10 protein-coding genes are annotated in these 19,128 nt (G+C 46.7%); 9 read left to right on the top strand and 1 reads right to left on the bottom strand.

Annotation, left to right across the window (positions count from 1 at the left end; translation table 11 throughout):
- Nucleotides 1-82: 82 nt before the first annotated feature.
- A complete protein-coding gene (locus V6668_RS23170) occupies nt 83-2,080 on the bottom strand; it encodes an endonuclease MutS2 (protein WP_338706871.1) in 1,998 nt (665 codons plus the stop codon).
- 527 nt (nt 2,081-2,607) lie between these two features.
- Here V6668_RS23170 and V6668_RS23165 point away from each other — a divergent pair.
- From V6668_RS23165 to pulA, 9 genes are all read left to right on the top strand, one after another.
- Nucleotides 2,608-4,944: an AraC family transcriptional regulator gene (locus tag V6668_RS23165; protein ID WP_338706870.1), complete on the top strand. Its 2,337-nt coding sequence runs from the start codon at nt 2,608-2,610 to the stop codon at nt 4,942-4,944.
- Nucleotides 4,945-5,226: 282 nt separating this feature from the next.
- A complete protein-coding gene (locus tag V6668_RS23160; RefSeq protein ID WP_017686861.1) occupies nt 5,227-6,180 on the top strand; it encodes an ABC transporter permease in 954 nt (317 codons plus the stop codon).
- A gap of 45 nt (nt 6,181-6,225) precedes the next feature.
- The gene (locus V6668_RS23155; protein ID WP_036617041.1) at nt 6,226-7,098 is read left to right on the top strand and encodes a carbohydrate ABC transporter permease; all 873 of its coding nucleotides are present in this window, start codon (nt 6,226-6,228) and stop codon (nt 7,096-7,098) included.
- A gap of 62 nt (nt 7,099-7,160) precedes the next feature.
- Entirely contained in the window at nt 7,161-8,660 is a 1,500-nt protein-coding gene (locus V6668_RS23150; RefSeq protein ID WP_036674498.1) for an extracellular solute-binding protein, read from the top strand.
- A 24-nt stretch (nt 8,661-8,684) separates the two neighbouring features.
- The gene (locus V6668_RS23145; RefSeq protein WP_076319882.1) at nt 8,685-9,797 is read left to right on the top strand and encodes a glycoside hydrolase family 88/105 protein; all 1,113 of its coding nucleotides are present in this window, start codon (nt 8,685-8,687) and stop codon (nt 9,795-9,797) included.
- Between the two features lie 219 nt (nt 9,798-10,016).
- Nucleotides 10,017-11,528: an extracellular solute-binding protein gene (locus V6668_RS23140; protein WP_017686865.1), complete on the top strand. Its 1,512-nt coding sequence runs from the start codon at nt 10,017-10,019 to the stop codon at nt 11,526-11,528.
- A gap of 338 nt (nt 11,529-11,866) precedes the next feature.
- Entirely contained in the window at nt 11,867-13,144 is a 1,278-nt protein-coding gene (locus V6668_RS23135) for an S-layer homology domain-containing protein (RefSeq protein ID WP_422395227.1), read from the top strand.
- Nucleotides 13,145-13,762: 618 nt separating this feature from the next.
- Nucleotides 13,763-16,834 carry a DUF5704 domain-containing protein gene (locus V6668_RS23130; protein WP_338706868.1) on the top strand — a complete coding sequence of 1,024 codons (3,072 nt, stop codon included), beginning with the start codon at nt 13,763-13,765 and terminating at the stop codon, nt 16,832-16,834.
- A gap of 169 nt (nt 16,835-17,003) precedes the next feature.
- The gene (pulA, locus tag V6668_RS23125; protein WP_338706867.1) at nt 17,004-19,052 is read left to right on the top strand and encodes a type I pullulanase; all 2,049 of its coding nucleotides are present in this window, start codon (nt 17,004-17,006) and stop codon (nt 19,050-19,052) included.
- Nucleotides 19,053-19,128: the final 76 nt, after the last annotated feature.

The following is a 19,128-nucleotide window of genomic DNA, read 5'->3' as shown; positions in this document are numbered from 1 at the left end:
GTATAACAGAAATACGCCGGTGATTATGGATTTCACTCTGTATATATGACTTCCAGTTCACCACATCTGTTTCTCCTATCGGCTATTCTTCAGGCGGTAATTCGATCTGTAGGCCTTCCACATGTTTGCGTCCCATCAATTTACGTTTCTTACGATTTTCCTTTGTTTCTAGCACAATGTCCAAATCATAATCTTCACCTGGATAAAGCTCATTGGCAGATATATGCAGGGTCAGGCGTTTCTTATGGATTTTGACTTTGCGTCCTCGCAGCATGACCCCGATATTTCCACGGCTATCCTCGACATCACAGACGATGCCCGACTGATTGAGATAGGCCGCATACACCCGATCCCCTTTGCGAAAAGTTTTGGCAGGAGAATCCGACTCTCTGGTTGTTGTCTTTTTGTGGAGACCGATTGAATCCTTTGACTGCTTCGGCTGATTCAGCTTGGATAACTCTGCTGGGCCGTCTGCTTCTGCAACGGAACGATCAGGCGTCAGGATCGGTTTTTCCAAAGGAGGTGACGTGAACACGAATGTACGATCTCTCGAAATACTTTGATCGGACAGGGATTTGGATCGCTCGATAATTCGCTGTGGCATGCCCAGCTTTAATGCGATGGAATAAGCATAGCTCTCACCAGCTTCTCCGATACGCAATCGATAAAGTGGCTGGAGAGATACGGTATCAAATTCCATACGGGCATTTTCGAATCCTGGTGTGGCAGCTGCAAAATGTTTGATTTCACCAAAATGTGTTGTCGCTACAACGGTTGCTCCGCGGCTGTGAAGTTCCTCCAGCATGGCGATAGAAAGTCCAACACCTTCACCGGGATCTGTGCCGGAGGCCATCTCATCAATGAGCACCAGAGTTGATGTATTCGCCTGTTCCAGTATGCCAATCATATTGCGAATATGTGCAGAGAATGTACTGAGTGCTTGTTCCAAACTCTGCCCATCACCAATATCAACCGCTACCTCGTTATAAACAGCCATCTCACCACCTTCCTCCACCGGAATAAGCAAACCGGATTGCATCATCAGGGTTAACAAACCAAGTGTTTTGAGTGCGACCGTTTTACCCCCGGTATTCGGGCCCGTAATAATGAGCGACGAGTATGTTCTGCCGATTGCAAAATCAAGGGGAACCATGGAAGAACCCATGAACGGATGACGTGCACGTTGAAGGCTGATGTGGCCCTGAGTATTGACTCGAACGGTACGCCCATCCATGGTGGCCGCATATTTGGCTTTGGCAAACAGGAAGTCCAATACACCTACCGTTTCGGTGTTGAGGGCGATTTCACGGTTATACGATTCGGCCAGAGAGGTTAAATCACCGAGAATTCTCATCTCCTCTCGGGACTCCTCGGCTTGTAGAGCGGCCAATTCCATCTGTAGACTTACTAATTCAACGGGTTCAATATACACGGTTTGCCCGCTCCCCGATTCATCCAGCACACTGCCTTTCACCTGTTTGCGAAACTCTTTCTTAATGGGCAGCACCGTTCTTTCTCCCCGTTGGCTGATGACATGTTCCTGCATAATGGAGCGATGTTTACTCACCAGAGAATCAAGTTTTCGTTTCATGCGTTCCGCATTCACCGTTATTTTTTTACGAATACGAATCAGTTCCTTGCTCGCCTGATCCTGAATGCGTCCACTATGGATGCAACGCTCGATCTCACTCAGCAAAGGTTCGATTAGAATCATGGATGCTGCATAACGACTGACGGTGGGAGCGGCCCCGGATTTGCCCTCCATGTATTTCATAAGTTGTGCACAGCTCCGCAAGAACTGAGCGAGATGACTGAAGTCGCGTTCACTGAATAGATAACCGGTGCCAAGCAGATCCATAATGGTTTCCATTCCGTCGAGTGAAGGGAGGGGGATACTGGCCCCGAAGCGAATCAATGCAGCAGCTTCTGCTGTTTCTTCCAGGCGAATCTCGATCAGGTGAGCATCTACCATCGGTTTTAGTTCTCTCGCATAACGTTTGCCCAGATAAGACAGGGCGCAGTCTGCAACATTTTTTTGAATTTGTGGATAGCCCAAACTGTTTAATGTGTTTTCATTCATGCGTAATTTCTCCTTGAATTGGAATTGGGATTTCAGTTGACGCGCTGAAACATAGTCCTGGAAAACGCAAAAAGGGCGGAGAATGAACAAACGTCATTCTCCGCCCTAAACGTATGGGAAAGCAAAGTCCACTACAGGTCTATATTAAAAAATCCGCGCTGAACTCAGCGCGGAAATAGACCCGGACAATTACAATCCCGGAGGCGATTTATGATATCCGCTGTTCTTAACTAAGTACAGGGATCTGGCGCATCATGAAATACACGTATGCCATATGGGCACAAGCGCAATGAAAGGCCAAACTCCTGAATATGAAACTTGGTTAGTTAAGAACATTCACCGACATTAAAAATCTCTCCTTTGATTGAGGAATATGCAACCAATATAAACTGGAAATTGGTTTGAAGTCAACCTTTAGAATAAATGAGTGGACTTGAATAAGAATGGGTTTTAAAATAACAATAGTAAAATAATCCAATGAAAGCGATTTATTTTAATAAACATACATATAAAGGAGGATGCTCTTCTTGCCGAAGTATTTACTGCGTTTGCTCTGTTTTACCCTGATCCTCGGAGCCCTTCCGGTCATTGTTATTGGTTCGGTCTCGTATACGATTGCATCACGTGACATTGAACAGAAAGTGCGTGAGAGCAATCTTCAGATATTGCATCAGACCCAAATGAGGGTGGAACAAGTTCTGCGCAGCCTGCAATTATCATCCATCCAGTATGTTAATTCGCCCTTGGTACTACAAGCGATGAAGAAACCACTAGACAGCAGCGAGTTTCAGGAGATTCGTGATCTGACCTCCGGTTTTAACAACTTGCAAGCGGTTACGAACATTGACCAAGCCTATCTGGTCAATCTGGATGAAGATTGGGTCGTTTCGATGCGTTCTTTTGGCAAATTGGATGATTTCAGCATTCGAGACCGAATTGGCTCCTACCTAAGTTATACCAACAGCTTGTTCTGGGTCACTCAGAATGCCAGTTCAGCCAAAGAAAGTGTACCTGTGTCAGCAGGTATGGGTGAACTAACACCCGAACAGGCACCTGCTCTTATATCATCGGATAATGTGGTCAGTATGGTATTCAAAATCCCGATGATACCAACCAATGTGAAACCAAAGGGATTTCTTGTGATTGATATCGCCGATACGGAACTGAGTACCTACTTGAGCCGGAATACGAATTCTGGAGATATGTACGTTCTGGATCGGGAGCAGAAGTATTTTCTGAACGATATGCAGCAAGGCGGGAAATATGACGCGCTGAATAAGGAAATTCAGGAAATGGTGCAAACGACGGGCCAGCCAGAGGGTTTCTTCAGTGCGGAGGTGGAAGGTAATCAAGTGGCAGTTAGTTATAGGCAATCTCCGCTCAATGGCTGGTTATACGTGTCCGTTGTATCTCTTGGACAGATCACGGCCCAGTCACAGAAAATTGCATTGGTTACCGGTATCGCTACACTGGTCATGTTATGTGTAACGGGATTGTTCGCCATATACGGCAGTCGGCGGATGTACTCACCAATCTCCAGACTGCTGCAATTTACGAAGGGTTTGGATTCCCCAGTTGCCCCGTCAGGACGCCGTCAAGATGAATTTATCTATATTGAGGAGCAATTGTCAACCTTGTTCAGTTCGGAGAAAACGATGCGTGAGCAGATGAAGGGGCAGCATGTGCACCTCCAGGAGTTTTTTATGACCAAACTGTTGACAGGTAAAATCTCGGAAGAAGATTTCAGATATCAGGGAGAATTGTACGATTTCCCGACAGGCTGGGCGAGTCTTGGTGTACTCATGCTCCAGATTGATACCTTGGAAGGGACACGATATGAGGAACAGGATCGCGATCTGCTGCTGTTTGCTGTCAACAATATGGTAGGTGAGCTCCTTCCTTCGGCAGTTCGGTTCACCCCTGTCATGCTGGATGATGCTCAGGTCACCGTACTTGCCTCCGAACTGACGGATGAGGTGCAGCTGAAGGAATGGATGCATACCCAGGCAGACTGGATTCGTGAACGTGTCGTGACCTATCTGAATCTGCCCGTAAGTATCGGCATCAGTCGTTCCTACGCTTGTATCGGCGATACGCCAAGAGCGGTTCAAGAGAGCCGAGAGGCTCTGCAAGGCCGGGTCAGTCTGGGCAGCCGTATTATTTTGCATTACGAGGATATTCAGCCACGTGGTCAGATGGAGGCCGCGTTGTATACCCAGTTACGTATGATCGAGGATCAGCTTGCGTCTGCGCTCAAGCAAGGAGATGAGGAGAAGACGGACGCCTACTTTAAGCAATATTTGAGGCTGCTTGCAGACAAAAAGCTTCATTTCAGTGAATACCCCGTCATTATGGTTCAGTTATTGTCTCGTGTATATCAGCTTGTGCAGGAGCAGGGCGGGGATGTAGCTGAAGTACTGGGTGAAAAAGCATCGATGTCACATTTGCTGAAGTTGTCCACATTGGACGAAATGACCAATTGGTTCCGCAAGCGGCTGTTCTTGCCCGTCATCCGTTTCTGGCGAGAGCAGGAAGAGTCCCAATACATGAATATTGCGAGACGTATGATTCGTTTGATTGAGGAACGTTATGATCGTGAATTATCGCTGGAAGCCTGTGCCGCTGAGCTTAATTTTCACCCTGTTTACCTAAGTCGGGTATTCAAGAAGGAAGCAGGAGTCAATTTTACGGAATATCTCGCAGAGTATCGTATGGAAAAAGCAAAGACATGGCTGCAAACAACAAATCTTAAAATATCGGAGATTGCCGAGAAATTAAACTATACCAACCCAACCGCATTTATCCGTACATTTCGCAAAATCACAGGAACCACCCCCGGCAAGTACCGGGAGCAGCAGCGATAAAACAAACCTGCTCTGCCCGCCATGGCAGGCAGGCTTTTTTATATTTGGATGAAGGAAGAAGACCACTTTTCTCCATGAAGTTAAGACAGGAATATAGAGGTTGAAAGCAGTTCATTGCGCCTTTGAACTCTGTGAGGGAAATGAGCTAAACCGTTGCTACATAAGGAAAAACAAAAGGCTAAAACGAGACGATAGCCAGTCATTCGTTTATCCTCCACAATGAAGACATGAATTCAGGAAGTGATATTTTGTAATCGTTTCCAATGTGGGGAGGAAGACAATATGAAAGCCGAAACGGCGGCTCGAACACGGCCCGCTACCCGCAGTGACAAAAACCTGCTGTGGAGGGACATTATCAAAAACCGGTGGCTGTATATCATGTTAATACCGGGTGTGCTTTACTTTGTTATTTTCAAATACATACCCATGTATGGCATCACGATGGCTTTTCAGGATTACACGCCTTACAAGGGCATCTTGGGAAGTGACTGGGTAGGGTTCAAACATTTCCAGCGTTTCTTCGGAGAACCGCAGTTCTGGACATTATTTCGAAATACGTTTTTACTTGCCATTTATAACATTGTGTTCTTTTTCCCACTGCCGATTGTACTGGCACTCATGATGAATGAAGTTCGCCGTGAACGCTTCAAACGATTTGTACAAACTCTTGTTTATGTTCCACACTTTGTTTCCTGGGTTGTTGTTGTCGGTGTGTTCTACATGCTGTTCACAACTGAGGGTGGTGCGATTAATGAATTGCTCTATAACCTGACGGGCCAAAAAGTGGCGTTCCTGCTTGAACCCGGATGGTTCCGAACGATGATTGTCGGACAATCCATCTGGAAAGAAGTTGGTTGGGGCACAATTATCTTCCTGGCGGCGCTCTCCGGTGTTGATACACAGCTCTATGAAGCTGCACGGATTGATGGTGCCAATCGGTGGCGCCAAACCTGGCACATTACGTTGCCGGCCATTCGCAGTACCATCGTCATTTTGCTCATTCTGCGTCTGGGCAATTTCCTGGATACAGGTTTTGAACAGATCTTCCTGATGCTAACTCCGACAAACCGGGATGTGGGCGAGGTATTTGATACCTACGTGTACACGAAGGGTCTTACCCAGGCACAGTACAGTTATAGTGCTGCTGTCGGGTTGTTCAAATCGGTTGTCGGGCTGGCGCTTGTTCTTGGTGCCAATACGCTGGCCAAAAAATTCGGGGAGGAAGGCGTCTACTAACCCTCGGGAGTAGACGTTCTTCACCAGACAGGAGTGAACATTAAAATGCAACAGGATAAAACGTGGGGCAACCGGATCTTTGATTTTCTCAATCACGGCTTGCTGCTGTTGATTGGAATCGTGACGGTCATCCCGTTCATTTATATTTTGGCTGTCTCATTTACCAGTCCGCATGAAGTGGCTAAGGGAGGATTCATTCTTTTTCCAAAAGAGTTCTCTCTGGCTGCGTACCGTTACATTTTCTCTACAGATACCTTGATTCGCAGTCTGGGCGTATCGGTCTATATTACCGTGATCGGTACCTTTATTAACCTGCTGTTTACGTCACTTATGGCATATCCGCTCTCCAGAAGATATCTGCGTGGACGCCAGCCCATATTGCTCGGTGTATTGTTCACGATGCTCTTCAGTGGCGGAATGATTCCAACATACTTTGTCGTGAAATCCTTGCACCTGACGGATACGTTATGGTCACTGATGCTGCCTACTGCTATTAGTGCATTTAACTTGATCGTACTCAAAAACTTCTTCCAGGCCATTCCCGACGAGCTGGAGGATGCAGCCAAAATTGATGGATGTAACGATGTCAGCGTATTGTTCCGGATTGTACTGCCGTTGTCCATGCCAGCCATGGCGACATTTTCACTCTTTTACGCGGTGGCCCACTGGAACAGTTTCTTCAGCGCTGTTATCTATATCAATGATAGTGAGAAGTGGCCTGTCCAAGTCTGGCTGCGTGAGATTGTCATTCTGGCACAGAGCCGAATCGGAGACACAAGTATCGAAGAGACCGAGATCCAGCCGCTTACCATTCGCATGGCCGTTATCGTGTTCTCCACGATCCCGATTATGCTGGTATACCCATTCCTGCAAAAGCACTTTGCAAAAGGCGTGATGCTGGGTTCGGTGAAAGGTTGAGTCGGCACATGGTTCGAAGTCAGTTCAGTATGACTGCATAAAAAAAGGGAGGTTTTCATGTTATGAAAGCAACAAAAAAGAAAGCCGTAGCTGTCTTGAGCACACTGGCACTGGTGACAGGTTTGCTGGCAGGATGCGGATCAGACGAGGGTCAGGCTGCCGAGGGCGGCGTACAAAATGTGTCCATAGCCATTGCACAGGTTGGTGATGTGCCAAGCAAAGGCAATGAAGTTCAGCAAAAGATTGAAGCGTATACCAATACCAAACTGGATATCCAGTGGATTCCGGCTTCGGCCTACAATGACAAAATTAACGTGATGATCGCTTCAAGCGATATGCCAAAAATTGTGAAAGTGCAATATAATCCAACGGTGACCAGCGCGATGCGTAATGACGTGTTCTGGGAAGTTGGCCCGTTGCTGAAAGATTACAAAAATCTGTCGGCACAGAACGAGCGTTTTTTTGACAACATCAAGGTAGAGGGCAAAATCTACGGGGTTCCTGTATTCTCTGATATTGCGCGGGCTACGGTAATCTATCGCAAGGATTGGTTCGAGAAGCTGAATCTCAAGGTGCCAGCCACACCGGATGAATGGTATGAAACGATCAAGACACTGGCAACCTCCGATCCGGATGGAGATGGTCAGGATAATACGTTTGGACTAATGCTATTTAAAAAATATAATGAGGATCAATATTCCTTCACGACGCGCCTTGGCGTAAGTTTTGGTGCACCTAACAAGTGGAAGGTCGAAGATGATGGCAGCTTCACGCCGGAATTCATGACACCGGAATATATGCAGGTGCTGGATCTGCTGAAACGTTTGTACGATGAGAAACTGCTGAACCAGGATTTTGCTGTATTCGACTCTACGGAAGCGGAGAAAAAGTATGATTCCGGTGTTGTGGGGATCCGTGTTGGTGTTGCTCAGAACGGAAAAAGTCAGCAAGAACGTCTGTCCAAAAACAATCCGGATGGTGTGGTAGATATCGCTGGGTTGCTTGGAGCGAACGGAGATCGTGTTGCAGGACAGACGGGTAACTCCGGCATTCTGGCATTCCCTAAGTCAACGGTGAAATCGGAAGAAGAACTCAAAAACCTGCTCTCCTTCCTGGATAAACTGATGGACCCTGAGATGGCGACCCTGTTGATGCGTGGTATGGAAGACAAACATTACACCAAAGTGGGCGAAGATCAGGTGGAGATGAGTGACTTCGATGCATTCCAGCGTGAAGTGAAACCTTACCGTGATAATCTTCCTTATGTCGAAGGGTATAACGTACCAAAATTGAAGGATACCGAACTGGGTGAAAAAGGTACGGCACTTGCCAAGGAACTGGCGGAGCACGCTGTGCCAAACCCTGCGCTGACGTTATATTCTCCAACGTATGGTGACCGTGGGGCGGATCTGGATCAGGTGATTGCCGATGCACAAACCAAATACATTATGGGCAAGATCGATCAAAGTGGCTGGGAAAAGGAAATCGAGAATTGGGGCAATGCGGGTGGAAACAAGATTCGTGAGGAATATGCCGAAGATTACAAAAAACAGGCTCAATAAAGAGACGGAAGCGGAGGCTTGATCATGAAGGAAACACTTCAACTCACATCGGTGCGCATGGCACAGCAATTCATGGAAAGTTATCGCAACCATGAGTTGTACGCCACTTGGCATTATGAGAACGGCTGCTTACTGAAAGCGCTGGAGGAGCTGTATACGCACACGGGGGAGCAAAAATATTTTGACTATATCCGTGAGCTGATGGATCATTTTGTTCAGGAAGATGGCTCCATTCGCTCCTATACGATCGAGGAATATAATCTGGATCAGATCAATCAGGGGAAATCACTATTTCTGTTGCACGAGAAAACGGGAGAAGAGAAGTATCGCAAAGCTGCGGAGTTGCTGATGACTCAGCTTAAGGGACAGCCACATACGAGTGAAGGCGGGTTCTGGCACAAAAAGATTTACCCTTTCCAGATGTGGCTGGATGGATTGTACATGGCTACTCCGTATCTGACCCAGTATGGGGCAGTGACGGGTGAAGAGAAGTGGTTTGACAAAGCGGCTCTGCAGCTCTTGCTGGTGGAGCAACGTACACGTGATCCGCGTAGTGGTCTCTTGTACCATGCCTGGGACGAGAGCAAAGAGCAGCGCTGGAGTTCGGGTGAAACGGGATGTTCACCACATGTCTGGAGTCGGGCGATGGGCTGGTATGTGATGGCGGTTGTGGATACCTTGGATTATCTGCCGGTAGATCATCCGCAACGCGGGCAGATTGTGGGTATCTTCGAACGGGTAGCAAACGCACTAGTGCATGTGCAGGATCAGCAGACCGGGCTATGGCCACATTTGTTGGATCAACCGGGACGTGAGCGGAACTATCTGGAGGCTTCCGGGACCTCAATGTTTGTCTATGCATTGGCCAAAGGTGTGCGTAAAGGATATCTGAGTGGCAAGTTCAAAGCGGTTGCGGAAAAAGGGTATCAGGGTCTGCTACAGCATCTGCTGCAAACGGACCGTGAAGGTGTGCTGTCCTTGACGCAGTGTAACGGCGGAGCCGGTCTTGGAGGAAGCCCGTATCGTGACGGGTCCTATGAGTATTATGTGACCGAGTCCATTCGGATTAATGATCCGAAGTCGGTCGCTCCGTTCATTTTGGCGGGAGTGGAGATTGAACTTTACAAGTCCAACTAACATGTACATGAGAACGGAGAGGGCAGAAATAATCTGAGGAAGCGAAGCGTTCGCCTAAAAGCTTTCTGAAAGAAAGCTGCATCGGAAGCATAGGCTTATCCCCGGATTTTCCCCTTTTTAAAAGGGAATCAAAAAATCTGGGGATAACAGCGATCTGAAGGTTGTTCTGTCATCGGAGTGGTCTATGTACATAACCTTATCCAAAAGGAGAGATGGTTCATGAGTCCAAAAGGTCCAATGTCCCGTTTAGGCGGAATCGTTGTAATTGGTGCAATGTCCGCTGGATTGCTTGCAGGTTGCGGGGGAGAAAAAGCACCTGCTGCAGGGGAAGGTAAACTTCCCATTTCCATCTCTTTAATGCAGGTAGGAGATATACCGGCCAAGGAGAACGGGATTGAAAAGAAGATTGAGGAATATACAAATACGGATGTCAATGTACAGTGGATTCCGCAGTCTGCTTTTGATGATAAGGTGAATGTTATGGTTGCTTCAGGCGAGATGCCGACCATTATGCGTGTGAATTATGTACCGACCACATTTAATGCCGCCAAAACAGGACTGTTCTGGGAACTGGGGCCTTACTTGAAGGATTATAAGAACCTGTCTGCCCAATCCGAAGCTTATTTTAACAATATCAAAATTGAAGGCAAGGTCTACGGTATTCCGAACTTCCGGGATATTGGACGGACTGCGATCGTATATCGCAAGGACTGGTTTGATACGTTGAAGCTGGATATACCCAAAACGCTAGATGACTGGTATGAAGTGATGCGCTCTATTCGTAAGGATGACCCTGATGGGAATGGTAAGGAAGATACGTACGGTGCACTGCTTTTCAAAAAGTATAATGAGGGTGTCTCTTCCCCACTGACCCGGATCGCTGTAAGTATTGGCGGTGTCAACAAATGGGGTGTGGATGATGCTGGGAAACTGACCCCGGAGTTCTTGACCCCGGAATATGTGGATACGATGAAACTCTTCAAGCGACTGTTCAGCGAGGGACTGATTAATAGTGATTTCCCTGCCTTGGACCCTTCTGATGCGGACAAAAAAATGGATTCAGGCCTGGTTGGCATGAAGCTGAATGGTGTGGCTCAGAACGGAAAGTCCTCTCAGCAGCGGCTTACACCTAACGCTCCGGATGGAGAAATTGATGTGGCTCCGTTCCAGGGAACCGATGGTATTCGCATCGCCGGAGAACCAGGGAACTACGGAATGCTGGTCATCCCGAAGGCATCCGTTACGGATGAGGAGCAATTGAAGCAGGTTCTCACGTTCCTGGATCAGTTGATGGATGAGGAATTAAGTGCGTTGCAGCTCCGTGGATTGCTCGATGTGCACTACACCAAGACTGCGGATGGGAAAACCGAACTTAAGGATTTTGACGCTTATCAGCGTGAAGTGAAGCCATACCGGGATAATCTGTTAAGTATTGAAGGTTATAATGTACCTGAACTGGTTGATGTTCCAATTGGTATGAAAGGTACAAAGATGGCGCGTGAGAATGAGCAGTATGCCATTGCCAATCCGGCACTCACCTTGTCTTCGGCGATCTATACCGAGCGTGGTCAGGAGTTGGATCAGATGATCTGGGATGCGCAGACCAAGTACATTATGGGTAAAATTGATGATGCAGGTTGGGAGCAGGAAATCGCAAGCTGGAGAAAAGCCGGTGGTGATCAATTGATCACGGAATTGGAAGCATCCTACAAGGAATTGAACGGAAAATAAAGCTGGGTGAAATAAAAAAAGGTTGATCAAATGGAATGATATGGTTTATTCTATGAGTGAGTTCATTTTTCCAATATCATAAGAAAGACCACACCCTTAAAGCATAAGGCTATGAATCTGCGGATTCATGGCCTTTTTTTGTGTTTTAGGCGAATGAAGTGGGTCTATGGAAGGAGGGGCGCACGCCTTGACGTGATGGGGATGGACGAAAAATAATACCAATAGCCTAGGTCGACATGGTAGAATATTGATTATTATGACAAATTTAGGTTTTGTTTGTGAAGAGAAGTGACTAGGTTGACTAAGTAAAGCATCCCCATACTAAGGTACATAGGAGCGTGAGTAGATTGAAGAAACGAATTGAAGGTCACGAGAAGAAGAAAAAACGGCATGTTTGGATCGTCGGGTTGGTAACAACAGCAGTATTGGCAGCAACACTATTACCGATGGGCCCCGTACATTTGACGTCAACAGCGAATGCTGCATCGGGAACAAGTGACACTGCCCTTAGCAAGTTCAAGGATATCAAGGGCCACTGGGCTCAAGCGACAATTGCCAAAGCTTATGAAAAAAATCTGATCTCAGGTTACCAGGACGGTACGTTTCGTCCCAATGGCAAAATCACGCGTGGGGAATATGCGACCATACTTGCCCGTGCGACTGGACTGGAGAAGGTAGAGGGGCAGAATCCCTTTGCTGATCTCAAGGGACATTGGTCTGAAGCGGCGGTTAGCCAACTTGTTGGACAAGGATTCATTAACGCTGGCGATTATGCCAAAGGGTTCAATCCGAATGCGGAGCTAACGCGTTACGAGATGATGAAATGGATTGCCAATGGACTGATCAAGTCCGGAGCCAGCTTCCAGGATGCTTTTAACGATACAAAAAACACGCTGCTTCCCACACCGGAAGTGAACCGTGGCACCATTCGTGCTGAGCAGATTCCGTATCTTGCCCTTGTCCGTGGGACAGGCATTGTAGGTGGATTCCAGGATGGCACATTGAAACCTGCAGATTCCACCACTCGTGCAGAAGTATCGGCCATTTTACTGCGTTATATGGATGTGGAGGGCACGGATGCGGGGAAGTACAGTGATCTGAATGAGATGAGAGAGGTCGGCACGACGGGTACGAATTTAACGACCATTAGTAATTATAGGTATAGTAATAACTCCGCTAAAGTAAGTGATTTAGCAAGAGAAGAAATTAAATTATCCAATAATTCCGGTGTAGTTACACTGCATAGATATATTGTTGTAGATGTTACTCAAGGTAAAGCAAAAGGTCTCTATGCAACATTATTCATTGGTCCAGAGACACATCTTTTCAAAGGCAACTATATGGCTTTTGCAGATATATCTTTCACATCAAAAATTGAGAGATCCGATCCAATCACTTTTAATGGAGGGCTATATAGTGGTTTTTTACAATTTAATCGTTTGGATCTTAAGCAAGCATTCAAGAATGGCCTAGTGACTATCCCTGAGAGATCGAGTGATTTGATTAAGAAAGATATAAAGAAGAGATTTTGGGTGACATCTGTTTTAGAAGGTAAAAATGGAGCATATTCCTTTAATCAAAAAAGTGGAAATATACTAAAAATTCAGAATATGTAAGTCAAACTTAATGGTGGTGGAATATCTTTGTGTGCTCATGTTGAGAAGAAATCCTTAATTTTTATCTCAATTTTTCTTATTACTATACTATGTTTGAATTTAACATCCTCAATAGAAGCTGCAAGTTCAGATCCATATGGACCTAAGAAGCAAAAAATATCTAATACGGTACAGTCTGAAAAAAGGATAGCAAATCCAGGTGTTTACTGGTATCAACTTGACGATGGTAATTTTAAAGCAGATCACACTACTGGACCAACTTTTTCGAATAACCTCAATCCTAATTCATGTTCTATTCCATATCCAGATGAGAAGGAAATTCCTAATGAGGTCGATTTTTCTGAATGGCCTGCAATATCTTGGCCAGATTTTCAATCACAGACTGTTACACAGAGAATGCTAGATAAAATCCGTATTAAAAACGTAGATTACCAATCAACTACACTACAGTCGTCTTATACTGGTGTGGGTAATACGATTATAAGAGAAGGAAATACAATCGTAAAAATTATTACCAAAACAGGAGGCTCACACACAGTTACTAATCGAAGGGACTATGAAAATGGTGGTAAAACAATTCGAAACTGTGTGAAGCAAATCGTTGCATACCATACGCCCATGGATATCATCTGGGAAGGCGATCTGGTTGAAGAAAAAGAAATCGATGTAACACCGGATTCGGTTTTGACTATTGGACAAACAAAGCAGATGAAAGCCGAAGTTAGCACAAGACATTATGGCGAAACAGATTTTAATGGGGGCATAGACGTATCCCGCAGGGAAACGGAGATCAAATGGTTTTCTTCTGACGAGACAATTGCGAGTATAGAGTTGAAAACGGGGATGTTAACGGCCGAAAGTCCGGGCACGGTCACTGTGCGTGCAATCTGGAACAATGGTACATATCTGATCTCGGATACAGCCACCATAACCGTTACGTCTGAGCCAGGACTCGTGGTGAATTTGCCGAACGCTTGTAAAGCCAATACAACACCACTACAGGCGGAAGCAGTTCTAACCAAACCGGATCGCTCTGTTCATAAACTGACAGCTCATCCTAAACTGACGTGGCAGAGCTCGAATCCGGCTGTGGCAACGATCGGTGCTGATGGCAAAATCACGACAAAAGGGATCGTGGGTAGCACTACCATCAAAGCTCATTTTCTTGATTCTACTCAGCAACTGGATGAACAAGGGACTCAGGTGCTTGAGGTGAAGGACTGCACGGATAATGGAGAAGGTGGTAATGATGGCGATCCGGGGGGCGACCCTGCGAACGCTTGCCCTGTGACCATCAGCCCACCGAGTAGAGGCACGGTTATTGAAGCATCGGTTATGGACCCGTCTGTTCGGGGTGTGTTGAAGGCAGACGAGCGGGGATCTGAGAAGTTCGATGTTACCCGTGGTATTCCAACTTCGGAAGATCTCTATGCCAATGTCTTGGCCAAGGAATATCTGTTTCAGCACCGTTGGGTTAACATGACAGGAACGGTCACTTACACCGTTAAAGTGAAAAGGGTTTATCATAAAACCTGGACGATCCCGGGAAGAGCGTCTAGTGGTGAGGGGGATCCAGGGACACCTCCTCAGCCCAGAGAGCGTGATGTGCCTGGGGATAAAAACATGCAAGTAACACGGACATATAGCTATTGGCAGATCGATAACCTGGAGGTAGACAAGTTAAATGAGGCAAAGGTATCTAACTATGCGCTAGGCGGTTATGGTGACACCGTGACCCTTATGCCCAATGCATATACACCACCAACTTTGCAATCGGCTATGGATACTGCGGTTACCAATCATGTGAAACCTGCGCCATGTCGAGAAATTGATCTTGGCATCAAAGGGGTTCCTGGTGGTTCGGATGAACCGCCTACGCCAGATGAGACATCATTGTTTCAATCCAAAGCTGAAGCGGAGGTTAGAGAGAACACCGTTAATAACGACAAGGTAACCTTTAATGGAGCGACAATTATGGATTCTGCCCCGGTGGAAAAAACAGCTCCAAGACCTGGGACGATCCCCCAGCCTGGCATGATTGGGGATATTGTTCTGTACCAGAACCGGCTTACGATCAAAAACACGTTGATGAACAAAGCTAACCAGCCAACCACGGGTGAGATTGCGTATGGATTGCTCCCTCTTAATGTTAACGGAGGGCAGGATCAGAAGTTCCCCATTCTGGGCATTAACTCGGTGACAGTACATACTCCAGTTGTGAACTATGCCTGGGTGTCAGATGATCAGCCTCATAATCAGAAGACTACGCCAGATCCGACCAGAGCTGCACTTATTTTAGAGCGTCCATTCATTGTGCGGATACCGACCTCAGGGCAGCATCTGGATGTAGCAAGTTACCCTGGTTATGGAAACCATGATTATGCGAAATATTTCCGGATCAAACAGGTTCGTTTCCCATTTGATGTCTATAACGGTGCCAGAAATCAGTTTATTCCGGCCATGACTTGGGTGGATATTCCGGTAAATCAGTTGGACACTCCTTTTTATCTCCCTGTATGGGTAGATGAAGGGAATTACCAGGTCGAGTTTCGAAATATCGCCGAAAATGCACCTGCAAACTTCACAGAACAACAGGATGCCAACACCAATCTGACTCATCATGTCGCAGCAGATACCGTTGCTGTAGACGTTATCGGACGATTATATGATTTTCACATCACCGATATTTCAGACTACAACTGGGAGAATGTGTTCCGTAAGCGGATAGGCAGCCCCGAACCAACGGGTGTAAGCTACTGGACCGGAGGAAACAGTATAGACGGAGATCCCCGAGGTAATTTGGCTCACTATGTCCTGCCTATTCGTCCTGGCAGTCATCCGGTACAGGGGTTCCGAAATGCTGCAGTGAAGACGGGTTACCATTTCAAGTTTGATCTGAAAACCAAGGGTAATATGTTTGGGAAACAGGATGGTATCCGAATTACGCCGACGTTCTCTTTTGTGAGTAAAGATGGCACCACCCGGCAAGAAGTGGATTTATACTACCATCGAGGACAGGAACGACTCATTCGTATCGGATCTGCACAAGATTTAGAAAAACGTTTTGTTGTCCTGAACTCACGGTTGCGGAATGTCCCCGGTACGGAGTTAGGTGATACAGCGCGTTATCAGTATACCTATGAACTGTCGGCGGAGGAACGCAATCAGGGTACAATGGCGGAACATATGGTTCGTTTCGTGGATCAGACCTCTCATCATAAAACGTGGGTAGGTCGTTATGACTGGATGATTCTTCCTTCACAGATCCGCACGCTCATTGGTCCCAAAACAGATATTCCATCTGGTGTTAATGTGGATCGGGCGAATGCAGCGATTCAGCGCTGGTATGGGGAATATAGCTTGCCAGCAGATGTATATGCAGTGCCCAAAGGAACCGATCTCGAGTCACTTGCCAGACAAAACCAGTTGGATGAGAAGGCAACGGTATTTCTGAGGGACGGTTACATTGTGGTTAACTTCAATATCGAAACATTGCGCAGTGGCAATACGAGTGCACCGCATCTGCAATATATTCATGCACCGTTGATGAATCAATGGCAAATGGAAGGTTTTGATAACAGCCCGGTAGATGGTCAGGGAAAAAGCTGGCCGATGCAAGATGGGGACGTGGTTGTGTACCACGCCGATCAGTCCAGCCGGAATGATTTCCAATCCCAGGTACCGCATTAGGGAGATATCGTTTTACCCATAAAGAAGGCAGGCGTCATGTGAATCTACATGAAGTTTGTCTTCTTTTGTGTAATTCGGATTATGGTTGGGCAGCAGAACGGGTATAAAGGGTAAGGAGCACTCGTACCATCAATTCATTAATTTTTTCAACGAGAGGGGAACAACACATATGATTGAAGAGGATAAGCAGGAACTATTGATTTCAGAAGATACATACAAAGGAAGAGATTTAGGTGTCACATTAGAAGCACAAACCTGTCACTTCAAAGTCTGGTCACCGTTAGCTGTTCAGATGGAACTACTTCTGTACCCACCTTTGACAGGGGGGAGCCCGGAGGAAGAGCCCAATCAACGGAAGCAGCAGGCGCTACCTATGCAAAAGAAAGAACAAGGCATCTGGGTTATGGAACTGGAAGGTAATTTAAGTGGCTACCGTTACATGTACAAGCCTACTTTCGAAGATGGACATTCAACTACTGCTGTAGATCCCTACGCCCGAGCAGTGACCATGAATGGAGAAATGGGTGTAATTGTGAGACTGGAGCAGACACATCCGAATGGATGGAGTGAGGATATTCGCCCGGAGTCGACCAGCCCTGTAGATGCAGTCCTGTACGAACTGCATGTACGTGATTTTTCCATTCACTCATCATCTGGTATAACGAATAAAGGCAAATACATGGCTTTTACCGAGACGGGTCTGCGTGATTCGGAGGGCAACACACTGGGGATCGATCATTTGGTTGAACTCGGGATTACCCATGTGCATCTTCTCCCAGTATTTGATTTTGCGACGGTGGATGAATCCAGGGTGAATGGTGATACGTCTGATGCCTCCAACTATAACTGGGGATATGATCCGCTCCATTACAATGTCCCGGAAGGTTCTTATGCATCACTTGCAGATGATCCGGAGACACGAATTCATGAGTTCAAATCAATGGTGCTTGCCCTTCATAACAAGGGAATAGGTGTCATTATGGATGTGGTATATAATCATACCTTTAATACAGCAGGCAGCTCTTTTGAAAAACTTGTACCAGGGTACTACTATCGTCAAAACGCCGATGGAACCTATAGCAATGGCTCAGGTACGGGCAATGAGGTAGCTACTGAACGCACCATGGTTCGTAAGTTTATCATCGACTCGGTCCGTTACTGGGCAGAGGAGTACCATGTGGATGGTTTTCGATTTGATCTGATGGGTCTGATCGACACAACTACGATGAAACAGCTTGCAGCGGAGCTGCACACCGAAGTGTCACCATCCATATTGTTATATGGTGAACCATGGGGCGCACTGGATTCGCCGCTTGGAGATGATATGACCCTAAAAGGAACGCAGCGCGGAGCTGGTTTTGCTGTGTTTAACGATAATTTCCGCGGAGTAATCAAGGGAGACAGCGATGGCATGGGTACGGGATTTGCGACGGGCGCGGACGGAAAAGAAGACGAATTGTGGACTGGCGTCCGGGGAGCCATTCAGGATTTTACGGATGGTCCATCCGAGACGATTAACTATGTAACAGTACATGATAATCTCAACCTGTGGGACAAAGTCGCACGTACACAAGGACTCCACGATACCTTGAATTTCCTCACCTATGACGAGGATGGAAGTATTCGTGGATGCCAGAGTGTGGAAGAGGCCGTAGAGAAGGCTAAGCCGTACCTGCAGATCGATCCGGAACACATTCTGGAGAATGAGACCGTTAGGCGTTGTCTGCTTGCCATTGGTATTGTTCTAACCTCCCAGGGTGTTCCCCTGATCGCGGCTGGAGATGAGCTGCTTCGCAGCAAATATGGGGATGCCAACAGCCATCAGAGTGGAGACGTGGTCAATGCCATACATTGGGAGCAAAAGCAGCTGTTCAAGCTGGTGTTTGACTATTATCGTGGGCTGATCCTTCTTCGGCGAGAACATCCAGCCTTTCGGCTTCGTACACGGGAAGAGATCGAGAAGCATGTTCGTCTAATAGAAAAAGGCAATGGGCTGTTAGCCTATGAACTGAACGGTACAGCAGCCAGCGATTCTTGGGAACGTATTGTTGTCATCTATAACGCGGCAAAAGAAAACCGTGACATCTCTGTCCCCACAGAGACATGGAATGTGATTGTAGAAAAAGGACAAGCAGGCGTTGATACGATACGCACCATACAGGACGGAAAGGTAAATGTGAATGCGATATCCCTAACGGTGATGTATTCGAATTCCTAATGAACGCAATGCTTGCCAAGAATTGAAGGGTACCAACAAACCATTAGTAAAATCGCTAACAAGGCCACGTTCTAGA

This window comes from Paenibacillus amylolyticus (genome assembly GCF_036894225.1).
Lineage (GTDB): Bacteria > Bacillota > Bacilli > Paenibacillales > Paenibacillaceae > Paenibacillus > Paenibacillus amylolyticus.
The sequence above is the reverse complement of the archived record's forward strand: the minus strand, read 5'-3'. Positions and strand labels throughout refer to the sequence as shown.